The following is a 240-nucleotide window of genomic DNA, read 5'->3' as shown; positions in this document are numbered from 1 at the left end:
AGCTTCAGCAGACCTGACCGTTAACCCAGTAAATGATTTACCTGTTCCACAAGACCAACAATTCAGTGTTGAAGAAGACGGCACGTTAATCTTCACTGATGCAGACCTATTAACAGGCGCTACCGACATTGAAGGTGACAACCTTACTATTGAAAGTGTGACCTACGACGGTGGCGACGGTATTCTTACTGATAACGGTAATGGTACGTACACCTTTGCTCCAAATGAAAACTTCAATGG

The 240-nt window shown here is 44.2% G+C and carries 1 protein-coding gene; it reads left to right on the top strand.

Annotated features, from left to right (window positions below; all coding sequences use genetic code 11):
* Positions 1 to 240, top strand: a 240-nt coding sequence (locus AB4138_RS23575; RefSeq protein WP_372307933.1) for a cadherin-like domain-containing protein, incomplete at both ends; no start/stop codon positions are given.

Source organism: Vibrio sp. 10N.286.52.C3 (genome assembly GCF_041468865.1).
GTDB lineage: Bacteria > Pseudomonadota > Gammaproteobacteria > Enterobacterales > Vibrionaceae > Vibrio > Vibrio crassostreae_C.
Note: the sequence above shows the minus strand (reverse complement) of the source record. Positions and strands in the feature narration are given on the sequence as shown.